This is a genomic window from Candidatus Neomarinimicrobiota bacterium, assembly GCA_041862535.1.
Lineage (GTDB): Bacteria > Fidelibacterota > Marinisomatia > SCGC-AAA003-L08 > TS1B11.
Genome location: JBGVTM010000251.1, coordinates 1 through 11,503, shown reverse-complemented (window position 1 = coordinate 11,503; position 11,503 = coordinate 1). Strand labels below are relative to the sequence as shown.

11 protein-coding genes and 1 pseudogene are annotated in these 11,503 nt (G+C 50.9%); 11 read left to right on the top strand and 1 reads right to left on the bottom strand.

The features are described from left to right. The 7 genes and pseudogenes from ACETWG_09235 to ACETWG_09205 all read left to right on the top strand — a co-directional run. The coding region (locus ACETWG_09235; protein MFB0516768.1) for a translocation/assembly module TamB domain-containing protein at window positions 1-221 on the top strand (221 nt) is incomplete at its 5' end. Between the two features lie 22 nt (window positions 222-243). Next, the gene (locus ACETWG_09230) at window positions 244-2,082 is read left to right on the top strand and encodes an outer membrane protein assembly factor (protein MFB0516767.1); all 1,839 of its coding nucleotides are present in this window, start codon (window positions 244-246) and stop codon (window positions 2,080-2,082) included. A gap of 240 nt (window positions 2,083-2,322) precedes the next feature. Further along, complete coding sequence (locus tag ACETWG_09225; GenBank protein ID MFB0516766.1) at window positions 2,323-2,817, top strand: tol-pal system YbgF family protein; 495 nt, start codon at window positions 2,323-2,325, stop codon at window positions 2,815-2,817. Beyond that, on the top strand, window positions 2,807-3,832 hold the full coding sequence (locus tag ACETWG_09220; protein ID MFB0516765.1) for an AAA family ATPase: 1,026 nt from the start codon (window positions 2,807-2,809) through the stop codon (window positions 3,830-3,832). The genes ACETWG_09225 and ACETWG_09220 overlap by 11 nt, the downstream gene beginning before the upstream one ends. Before the next feature lie 77 nt (window positions 3,833-3,909). Further along, window positions 3,910-4,785 (top strand): DUF58 domain-containing protein, encoded by an 876-nt coding sequence (locus tag ACETWG_09215; GenBank protein ID MFB0516764.1) that lies wholly within the window; start codon window positions 3,910-3,912, stop codon window positions 4,783-4,785. Next, entirely contained in the window at window positions 4,782-5,657 is an 876-nt protein-coding gene (locus ACETWG_09210; GenBank protein MFB0516763.1) for a hypothetical protein, read from the top strand. Before ACETWG_09215 ends, ACETWG_09210 begins: the two co-directional genes overlap by 4 nt. A 135-nt stretch (window positions 5,658-5,792) precedes the next feature. Continuing rightward, window positions 5,793-6,884, top strand: a pseudogene (locus tag ACETWG_09205) (DNA recombination protein RmuC). Window positions 6,885-7,068: 184 nt separating this feature from the next. Here the strand turns inward: ACETWG_09205 and ACETWG_09200 are convergent. Then, window positions 7,069-7,284, bottom strand: coding sequence for a hypothetical protein (locus ACETWG_09200; GenBank protein ID MFB0516762.1), 216 nt, complete (start codon window positions 7,282-7,284; stop codon window positions 7,069-7,071). Window positions 7,285-7,751: 467 nt separating this feature from the next. On the opposite strand from ACETWG_09200, the gene ACETWG_09195 reads away from it, so the two are divergent. From ACETWG_09195 to ACETWG_09180, 4 genes are all read left to right on the top strand, one after another. Beyond that, on the top strand, window positions 7,752-8,480 hold the full coding sequence (locus ACETWG_09195) for a (5-formylfuran-3-yl)methyl phosphate synthase (GenBank protein MFB0516761.1): 729 nt from the start codon (window positions 7,752-7,754) through the stop codon (window positions 8,478-8,480). A gap of 10 nt (window positions 8,481-8,490) precedes the next feature. Continuing rightward, a complete protein-coding gene (locus ACETWG_09190) occupies window positions 8,491-9,798 on the top strand; it encodes an AAA family ATPase (protein ID MFB0516760.1) in 1,308 nt (435 codons plus the stop codon). Continuing rightward, window positions 9,785-10,648, top strand: coding sequence for a hypothetical protein (locus tag ACETWG_09185; GenBank protein ID MFB0516759.1), 864 nt, complete (start codon window positions 9,785-9,787; stop codon window positions 10,646-10,648). The genes ACETWG_09190 and ACETWG_09185 overlap by 14 nt, the downstream gene beginning before the upstream one ends. Before the next feature lie 44 nt (window positions 10,649-10,692). Continuing rightward, window positions 10,693-11,503 (top strand): hypothetical protein (locus tag ACETWG_09180; protein ID MFB0516758.1); only part of this gene is annotated, 811 nt, incomplete at its 3' end.

Here is an 11,503-nt window from a genome sequence, read left to right as displayed (position 1 = left end):
CTACCAGTCCCCGGACTGTCATCCCGGAATTAGAGGAGGTACGAATCCATATTGGCAAGCGCTTGTCGCCCAAGCTGTACGTCGGTATGCAGGCCGACCCGACCATGAGTTTCAACCAATATCAGATCGCGTACCGTCTGAGCCGAAACATGTCGCTGGTAGGCTCGGTTGACCATAACGGCTTGTACCAGATTAATTACCGACTCAAACTCCGCTACTAATCCTGGGGCTCATCTCCCTTTCATGATTCGCATTTTCCGGATTGTTATCATTGTCCTGGTCTTCCTCCTTCAAGTGGTTCCACTGGCTGGTCAACCGGAAAATCTCCCGATTGAAAGTATAACCATCGAGCCGCTCGACAGTCTTTCCTTTTCACCGCGGCAGCTGACTGGCTTGATGAAATTGAAGGGCGCTGGGTTATTCTCGCGAGGTACACCTTTCAGTCGTCGCGCCCTGAAGGTTGATGTGCTTACTATCACGAATTTTTACCGCAGTCATGGTTATCTGGAAGCCCAGGTGGCTGATTCTTTCGCAATTACTTCTGAAAAGTTGGTAAAAGTGTATCTCAAGATCACCGAAGGAAGGCAGTTTATCTTGGAAGAGATTGCCTTATCAGGGAACCGACTTCTGAGCGAAGAAGAGATTATCCAATTCCTGGGCATCAAAATTGGGAAACCCTATAACCCGGTTGTCGTGCGGGACCGGCTGAGGGCGCTGCGGCGTCATTACCAGGATCAGGGGAAGCTGACTATCGATATACTAGAAGAAATCACGGCCGATGGCGGTATTCACCTACGCCTTACGATTTCTGAAGGTCTGACCTATACCATCGGTAATGTGATGGTTACCGGTCTCAAGAGTGTGCCTGAGTGGTATGTCCGGCGGGAGCTATTGTTCCAGCGGGGAGACACCTTCAAACTTAGCAAACTGCTTCTTAGCCAGCAGCGAGTGTTCGAATCGGGGTTGTTTGGCGCAGTGGAAATCATCCCGACGGTGCGAGCCGTGGGACCGGGGCTAGCTGACGTTGATGTCCGCGTGAGGGAGTTGGAGCGGCGCAGCTTCGATCTCAGCGCTGGCTTCAGGCAAACCCAGCCGGCAGTCGAAGGAGGGGAACCCAATACTGCTCTGAGCGCTTCAGTTCAGTGGTGGCACTCCCGGGCCTTCAATACCAGTGTCCGCACCGGCATCACCCTGGAAGGTAACCTGATCTGGGAGAATTTGGAGCAGCCCGACATACTGGTCGCCTGGGATATTCAAACACCCTGGACCCTGGGCCTGCGGATTCCTACCTCGGTGAGAATTTACTCCGATTTTCGTGCGACCCCGGACATGGTCTGGCGAAACGGAGTGGAACTTTCATTTCTTTCCAGGCGGACTCAACGCCACCAGTTGCGGGGGGCCTTAGGTTGGGTAGATTTTAGAGCTGGCCAGGATGTGCTCAAATCGGTAGCTACGGGTGGGTCGGAACGCAGCATCAAGATTGAATATTTCTTCCAGGGGGTGGACAACCTGCTGGAGCCGACACAGGGTACCATTTTCCAGATCAAGCCCTCCTTTAGCGGTACCTTCGTCAGTGAGGTGAAATATTATTATAAGGTGGAGGCCGATATTCGGCGCTATCAGCCCTTCATTTGGCGGACCATATTAGCCTACCGCCTTAAGATGGGCTATATGGAGACAGTCCCCGTCGGCAGGGGTAGGGCTTTGGAGTCCTTCCAACTGTTTAATCTGGGGGGCAGTACCTCCCTAAGAGGCTGGGGCACACCGGATGACTTCCTGGTCTTCCGAGGAGTGGACCGAGACAAGGGTGGAGTAGCCAAGGGTCTGGTGAATGTGGAGCTGCGGGCACCCCTTTTCTGGCTTTTTGGCGCCGAGGTCTTCCTGGACGCCGGTGCCTTGAAGGCCATCCCCAAAAGGGATGATACAGACAAGGGCAGCCTCAAGTGGATTTGGGGGTGGGACGCAGGTGCTGGTCTGCTGTTTGTCACTCCGCTGGGACCTATTAGGGTTGACGCTGCCTTTCCTTGGGGGGAATTGACCAGAAAGCCAATTATCCAGGTGGGATTCCTGCATACCTTCTAACCCTTAATGACGGGAATCCTGAGGCAGCTCATTCGTGCTATATCTCGCAGGTGGTGGCCAGCATTGAAATATCTAGTCTCGCGGCGTGAATATGCCTTCTTCGAATGATGCGAAGGAACTCCACCGTTAAGATGAAAGTAAAACAGCCATTGGAGTTGGATATTGAAGGCGCGTAAAGGCCTGACATAAATTTTCACCCTTGTAGTAATGCTTCTCCAACAGTAACAGGAGTTTTCTATTATGCGTCCCTTATCGCTAATCCTATCACTGCTATTGATTCTCACTTTCGTAGCATGTGGTGTTAAGCAGACTGCTGAAGAGCTATGGAGCAGCTCTGAAAAAGAATTGAATGCCCGGCAATACCATCGGGCGATCAAGGCCCTTGAAACCCTTGTTGATGCCTATCCTGACCATCCTCTCGCTCCCGGGGCGCAGCTCAAAATCGGGGATATTTACATGAATAATACCGATGATATCCACAAGTCCCTCGCGGCGTACCAAAAGACCTCTACTCGCTATCCCGAGACCGATGCAGGGGTGAAAGCCCTGTTCATGATTGGTTTTGTGAATGCCAATCACCTTGAGAACTATGAGGCTGCCAGAGAGGCGTACCAGGATTTTCTGAATCGCTACCCGAATCACGAGCTGGTTCCATCGGTAAAATTTGAGCTGGAGAATCTTGGCAAACCGGTAGAAGAAATTGAGGCGCTGAAAGGTATTGCAAATGTCAGCTGAAGGCGCTGCTAATAAAGTCTCTGAGAGCCCAGATCTACAATTAATCACCGACCGCATCGCCTGCGAGTCAGAGTATGTTGAATCCCTTCGACAGGAAATCGGCCGGATCATCGTGGGACAGCATGACCTTATCCAGAAGCTGCTCATCGCGCTGCTCTCAAAAGGGCACGTCTTGCTGGAAGGGGTACCCGGTTTGGCAAAAACCCTCACCGTCAGCACCCTTTCAAAGCTCATCCAGACAAGGTTCCAGCGCATCCAGTTCACACCGGATCTGTTGCCAGCCGATCTCATTGGTACCTTGATCTACAACCCCAAGGAGGGCACGTTCGAAACCAAGAAAGGGCCTATTTTTGCCAATATCGTACTGGCTGACGAGATCAACCGCTCACCGGCTAAAGTGCAAAGCGCCCTGCTGGAAGCTATGCAGGAGGGACAGGTGACTATCGGTACCGACACCTTCCGCCTGCCCCAGCCCTTTATGGTGATGGCCACGCAGAATCCTATTGAACAAGAGGGTACTTATCCGCTGCCCGAGGCCCAGGTGGATCGCTTCATGTTCAAACTTCTGGTCGACTATCCCTCTACCCAAGAGGAGCTGGTCATCTTGCAGCGCATGGCCCATACCAACAACCTCCCGGACCTCAAGCCGGTCGCTCGGGCCAAGCAGGTCCTCAAGAGCAGAGCGGTGGTGAATGATATTTACCTGGCTGAAAACATCCAGCAATACATCGTTAACCTGGTGACCGCAACCCGGGATCCGGAGCAGTTTGACCTTGCCGATCTCAAGGGGTTAATTGCTTACGGAGCCTCGCCACGTGCCACCATATACATTGCCATCACCTCCCGGGCGCGGGCCTTTCTGAACCACCGGGGCTATGTGATCCTGGATGATGTGCGGGATGTGGCCCGGCCCGCCTTACGCCACCGGATTCTCCTCACTTACGAAGCCGAAGCAGAGAATGTGACCTCTGAGGAAATTATCGACCGGCTTTTCGATACCATCCCAACCCCTTGAGCCGCCTCGTGAAATGCCCGCTGGTTGTACCCTGAATGCGACCACAGAGTCGTCACCGCTGACCGAGAGGTAATGGCATGATCCCCAAGGAAATCCTGGAAAAGGTGCGCTTTATCGAGATTCAAACCAGGCACCTGGTGAACGATATTTTTGGCGGCGAGTATCATTCGGTATTCAAGGGGCGGGGGATAGAGTTTGCCGAGGTCCGGGAATATCTGCCCGGCGATGATATCCGCACCATCGACTGGAACGTCACCGCTCGCTTCGGTCGGCCATTTGTCAAGCGCTTCGACGAAGAGCGGGAGCTGACCGTCGTACTGGCTGTGGATGGCAGCGGCTCTTCCATGTACGGCACCGGCCCGGTCCTGAAAAGTGATATCGCTATCGAAATCGCCGCGGTGCTGGCCTTCAGCGCTATTAAGAACCACGACAAGGTGGGGCTGGTTATCTTCAGCGATGTGGTGGAAAAGTTTATTCCACCTAAAAAGGGGAAGGGCCACGTGCTGCGTGTGATCCGGGATTTGCTTTACCACGAACCAGTGGGACATCAGACCCGTTTGGATGCCGCCCTTGAATACCTCCTGCGGGTGTTGAAGCGGCGCAGTGTCATCTTTCTCCTGTCTGATTTTCTCGATGAGGGCTTCGATGTGCCCCTCAAGCTGGTAAGTCGCAAGCACGACCTCATCCTCCTCCGCCTTGAAGATCCTTCCGAGCACAATCTCCCCAGCCTGGGACTGGTTAAATGGTACGATCCTGAAACGGGGGCAGAGGCCTGGCTGGATACTTCCTCAGTGGCGACTCGGGAGCAGTTTACCCAGCGTGTCGAGGCTCGGCGGGCCAGCTTCAAGAACTTTTGCCACCGTCACGCCATCGATCTCATCTCCATCAACACCCATGCCAGCTATGTGCAGCCACTTATGAACTACTTCACTGCCAGGGCCTCACGCCATTGAGATACTGGTTGTTTATAGCGTTGTTGCTCACTAGCGCCCTGCATGGCCAGGGTGCCCAGCTTACCAGTCGATGGAGCGCTGACACCGTACGCATCGGAGAGCCGGTCACCCTCCGGCTGCAAGTTGCACTGCCCCCGGGCTCAGTCCCGCACTTCCCGGAGCTCACCCTTGCCGACCCCGAAGTCAGCCTGGTCCAGGTCCGCCTGGAGCCCATGGCTGTAGAGTACACCCTCACCTTCTGGGAACTGGGACAAATGACCCTCCCAGGTGTTCCGGTTAAAATCGTGGCACCTGATGGGACCGAAAGCATAATGCAAACCAACTCTCTGTCTATTCGGGTGGCTAGTATCCTCTCCGGTCAGGAGCGGGATATCCGGGAGATCAAGAGTATGGTACCAGTAAGGCTCACCAATCCACGTTCCTTCTGGTTTAGGGTAGGGATAATCGTGGCGTTGTCAGGTATAATAGCCCTGATCTGGCACAGCCGGCGGCGTATGGGACCCCCCCGTGCGGTGAGGGATGAAAAGCTCCAGCCGGACGTGGCCGCTGGCAAGGCCCTGAATAAATTGAAGGCGGCCCACTACCATCCAGGTAAAGCGAGCGACTTCTATCTGGAACTGTCACGCCTCCTCCGTCAGTATCTGGAGCAGCGGTTTCTGTTTCGGGCTTTGGAGATGACCACCTCGGAAATCGAGCAGCTCCTCCCGGCCGAACTTGACGATCCGGCCACCGCTGCGCTCATCGGCCAGGTGCTGGAGCAAAGCGATCTGGCTAAATTCGCTGGTCAGCCCCATCCTGAAGAGCAGTGGCGGCGGGACCTGGACCTGGCGGCGAGAATCATTGATGACACCCGACCAACTTTCCAGGTCTAGGGCAGACAATCTCCACGGCCCTCCCTATCCATCGTAACAGCCCTTTTTCTTTTAGCCAGCATTCCCTAATATCGCAGTGACTTTCGCCTGCCTGGTGAGGCAGGATCTCCACAGGGAATTAGCAGCGAGGTTGATATGTCGCTCGGGTCTTATGTGCTGATAATCCTACTAGTGTTGGTTGCCCTGGCGGTCGGCTATGTGGCCGGGCGGTCGCTGACGCGGAGCCGTCAGGAGCAGCAGAAGGATGCCTTCAAGGCGCTGGCGGGAAGCGTGCTGTCGGAATCCACGACGGAATTTTTGAAACTGGCCGAGGAGAAGTTCAAGGCCCTGGCCCAGCAGGGAGACGCCACCCTGGAGGAGAAGAAGAAGCTCATCGACGCCAACCTCCAGGAGATGGGTACCACCCTCAGGAACCTGGTTGAAAAGTCGGCCCGGCTGGACGAAGGATTAGCCACCAGCAAGGAGGAGACGGAGAAGCTGCGTTCGACTGCTGAGAAGCTGCGCCAGGTGCTGGCTTCGCCCCAGCAGCGGGGCAAGTGGGGGGAGCGCATGGTGGAGGACATCCTGAACGTGATGGGCCTGCAGAAGGGCATCAACTACCAGGTGCAGCTGACCATGAGTTCAGGAGAACGCCCCGACTATACCTTTTTCCTACCCAAGGATAAGAAGATCAACCTGGATGTGAAATTCCCAATCGACCAGTACGAGCGCTATATCGAAGCCGGGTCGGCAGCCGAGGCGGAAAATGCCCGGAAGCAGTTCCTCTCCGATGTGAAGAATCACGTTAAAGCGGTGTCCTCGAGGTGATACATCGATCCCGAATCCGGTACGGTGGACTACGTCATGGTATTCATCCCCAACGAGTCGATCTACGGCTTCATCCATCAGAATGACCCTGAACTGCTGGACTATGCGCTGGCGAACCACATCATTCTGTGCTCACCGATTACCCTGTATGCAGTGCTGTCCTTGATCCACCAGGCGGTGCGCAACTTTGCGATGGAGGAGCGGGCCGGGGAGTTCATGCTGCTGCTGGAGCAGTTCAGCAAGCAGTGGGGCAAGTACGTGGAGCAGATGGACAAGTTGGGCCGGAGCCTGGAAAGCGCGCAGCGGGACTACCAGGCTATGGTGACCACGCGTTCGCGGCAGCTGGAGAAGCCGCTGGCCAAGATCCTGGAGCTGCAGGAGGGCCGCCCGGAGGAGCTGGCGGGAGGCGTTGATGAATGACGATTGACGATTGTCGATTGAAGATTGAGACGGGAATGGGAAAAAGGCAGGCAGCAAACTGCCAAGAAAGCAGGGAAGACATGTTGAGATCGCCACGCCACGCTCGCGATGACTGTAAGTATGAGAGGAAGGGACGCAGAGGGCGCCTGTTGACCGGCCTCCAAACCGGGGCAAGGAAGCCACCCTAAAATTCAACAAAATCCATACAAAATTCAGCATTTTCAAAAAAGTTCTCGTCGGTAAGGGCAACCACGGGGTGCGGAATTTTGCCATGGCACTGCCGGTGAACCGGGTAATTTGTTGTAGCCATTGTCATGGTGCCGGAATCTAAGGGTATTGCAGCGGTTTGTCGTTCGCCTGATGCGCCTGGTGCGCGAAATGCGCGAAATACTGCACTCACCCCTAAATCCCCTCTCTCTTGAGAGAGGGGACTTCACGGAGTGAACGGGGTGAGTGTTGATTGACCCGTCAGCCATAAAGAAAGGAACCCGTCAAGGCCGGGCCGAAGAGGCCGCAGAGGTCTGCCCTGAGTCTGTCGAAGGGGCGCGGAGGGCGGTTTCCTGATTACCCCTCATCCCTTCGATCCCGACGTAACATCAGGACTCAGGACAGGCTCTTGCTCCTTCGTCCGCCAGAGACGCACTAAGGACAAGCCTCTCTCCCGATGAGAGGGAAATATGAGGAGACATCAGCGCCATGCGACTTATGCGCAGACTATCAAGGACCGTTGTACGCGAACACCGCATGCCTATACTGAATCCCCGTAAACTCAGCACTGGATATGCCATATAATTATTGTTATTATTGCGATAGCGTCTTTAATGTAGATTTTTACGTACGGAGTAACATCATTTACAAGAGAGTCTTTTGGGCCACTTGCTAGTCAGTGTTAGAGGCCCTATTGAAGCCCTTGCCGCCGCCCAGGGCGGTGCCCACATTGCTGACGTCGAATATCCTGGCTCGGCACTTGGAACCCCTTATCCTCTCAACGTTCAGGCGCTACGGCAAAAGCTTGATGAAAACGGATTCAAAAGCATCCCCGTTTCTACGAACATCGGGGAGGAACAGAACATCCGCAGCACCGCCTGCCAGGCAGCTCTAGGTGTAGCCCTGGCAGGTGCCGATTTTGTGAAATGCGGCTTGGCGGGCCTTGATTCTAAAGTGGCGGCCTACCTGGGGAGGAATATCGTTCGCACAGTTCGACAATGGTTCCCGTACAAGAAGATCTACCCGGCGGTCTTTCCGGAAGAGAGATTTACCATTTCCTTTGATCCCCTTGTCGACGGACCCCACCTGGTTGAAGAAATTGATTGTGACGGTCTCCTTATCGATACTTTTGACAAAGGTATCGGTATGTCTCTCATCGACTACTACTCAACCGAACAGATCACCAAATTTGTCATGGATCTCCACTCCATGGGTAAAGAGGCCTGGATCGCAGGGAGTCTCTCAAAAGAAGATCTTATGCTGCTTTGGGCGACGGGTGTTGATGTCATTTGTGTAAGGGGAGCTGCATGCAAACCACACAAAGGAGAGGGAAGGTTCGGGGAAGTAGCTATGGAGATTGTTCGATCCTTAGCTGACACAAGAGGATAGCCTGAAGACTATGTTCTATATCTCGAGAATAAAACTACATAACGTAAGATGTTTTAGAGAAACTACAATAGAATTAAATCCTTATGCTCTAAAGCCAAGCTGGACAGTAATTGTCGGTAATAATGGAGTTGGCAAATCAACATTATTACGTAGCATAGCACTTGGATTGTGCGATCTTTCCGGTGCGTACACGCTTCTTGGGGACCTTTATGGCGAATGGCTTTGTGAGGGGGAAAAAGATGGCTATATCGAATTAGAGTTTGCCAAGTACGGAGGGAGCAAGAAGCCAAAAATAACAACTACGTTTCACAGAGGTGAATCCGGATATACATTAATTGAACAAAATACAATCCCTGAAGAGGACTTCCCCTGGGATAGCATTTTTGTTTGTGGATATGGCGCCGCACGCCGTACTTACGGCACAAAGGATTATGCGGAATATACGATACCTGACGCTGTATATACTCTATTTAACTACGATACCCCTCTTCAAAATGCGGAGCTGATACTTCGACGTTTAGAATCTGAAAATGTTAGCATAAAGGATCTTCTTAGACGGATAGACGAGATATTAATGCTACCTCTTGGCTCGGTGCGTCTTAATTACATGAGAAAGCGAGGTATATTTGTTAAAGGCCCTTGGGGTGTGAAATCGCTTGGGGCACTAGCTGACGGCTACCAAGCCATGATCGCTCTCATGGTTGACATCCTAGGATGGCTACTGTTCTATGATCCAAACATGTTGAAGAAGGACAAGCCTATTCGTGGGATCATTTTATTGGATGAGATCGAGCAGCACCTTCATCCAAGATGGCAGCAGCGTATATTGGGGCTACTTCATAATACATTTCCACATTTACAGCTTATTACGACAACACACTCGCCGATGTGCACAATTGGTACTACAGAATTGGAAGATAAGGATTGTAGTCTAGTGTTGCTTACGCAAGAAGACGGAAGTGTTCATGCCATTGACAGGCAACCTCCACCGAGAAAAAAAAGAGCTGACCAAGTATTAACATCATATCTTTTTGGCTTAGCTACAGCCAGCGATAGCACAATAAAACGCGATATACAACGGTACTCTCAACTTCTAGAGAAAAGAAGATCAAAAGAGGAGGAAAGAGAATTAATAAGAATAAAAAGATCTCTTGAGGATGTATTCGCAGGAGAGACTGCTCTAGAAAGAGAAACAACTAGATCTATAAGAGAGATCATTAGTAAGAAACCTAACCTCGAGAAAATAACAGCAACGACGATTAGCTACGAAACCAAACGGCAGTTACGTGAGCTCTTGAAAGACTATGATCTTTATTAGATTCATCGAACCACGAGCCGAGGACTGGCAACAATGGCGCGCAGAGTGCGACGCTGAACAGCAAGCTCTAAATCAATCTCATCAAGCAGGCAATCCAATAAAAATAAAAGGCCGGATTTACAAAGGCGAGAAGCAAAGTATAAAGCGGAAATATTATTCAAACCCAAAAGGACAATTCTGGGGGAAGTGCATTTTCTGTGAGCAAAAAATCTATGCAGATCAACATGTCGATATCGAACATTTTAGACCTAAAGGTGCCATTTTCGGCCTTGATGGAAAACAAATAAAGTTAACTATAAATGGACATGAACAGAATCATCCTGGTTATTATTGGCTAGCTTATGAATGGCGCAATCTACTCCCCTCATGCACTCTATGTAATAGATCAGGAACAGATCCTGTAAGCTACAGACCCACCGGAAAGCGCAATTATTTCCCTGTGAAAGACTTCAGAGCCACACGACCTGGCGAGGAAACCAGAGAAGAACCTCTGCTAATTAATCCCATGTTTGAAGATCCAAGTAATCATATCGATATATATGAGTCTGGACAGTTAAAACAATTAAGCCCAGAAGGCGATATGTCAATTAAACTTCTTGGACTAAATGATAGAGATCTACCAATATTTCGAAAGGAAATGTACGATAGTGTACTGGACAAGCTACGATTGTATGTTATGGATCTGGCTGAACAACCGAATGAAGAAAAGTTTAGAAAGCTTGCCAATACTATGAAAGAAATAAGAGATGGACGCGTAAAATTTTCAATTGCAGCAAGAAAGGCACTCGATTATTATGTAACAAAGGAGCGACGGGATACGTTTGCCAAATTAGCAGAGTTATTCTCATAATCCGTGAGATATTTCATTTAGGTATTAGCCCAATGGAAGAATTCATGTCAGGTGTAAAACCACCTGCGTTTGTACTCCTAGAAAGTAGATTTAAAGCTGACATTGATAGAGTAGCCTCATTGACCAGAGAGAGTGGTTCATTACTTTTATATCCATTAAAAACATTCTCATTAGCTAGCGGTTTAATAAAAATGCTCCCCTGGATCGACGGATTTTCGACTAGTTCATTATTCGAGGCAAAACTTGCACGAGAATTAGCGGGAAAGAAAAAAACTATCCATTTCACTGCCCCGGGTATACGCCGAGAAGAAGCTACTGAGATTTTTCAAAGCATCGATCGAATATATTTTAATTCGCAAAGCCAAATGATGAGATTAAATGACTTACTTCGCGACGAACTCAAGGTGGGCTTGCGAATAAATCCTCAAATCTCTTTTATAGAGGATGACAGATATAATCCCTCCAGACAATCATCAAAACTTGGGACACCACTTAAAGAGATTGCAGAACTACTAAGTAATGGCTTGCCACCCCTCATAGGAAGGATAACTGGCATATTGATCCATAATAATACAGATTCAGTTGATTTTCTTCAGCTCTATCAAACTATTGAGAATCTAGATCAAAACCTTTCCAAATGGCTCAGCTCACTGGAATGGATTAACTTGGGAGGCGGATATCTATACAATGAGGCTACCGATCTGCAGCCATTTTACGATGCTGTCAATCTGCTAAGAAACAAACATGGACTAGAGGTTTTCATCGAACCCGGGGCGGCTATCGTGCGGGATGCAGGGTATATCGTGTCCTCAGTACTGGACATTTTCAAGAGCGATGGCAAGACCATCGCCATCC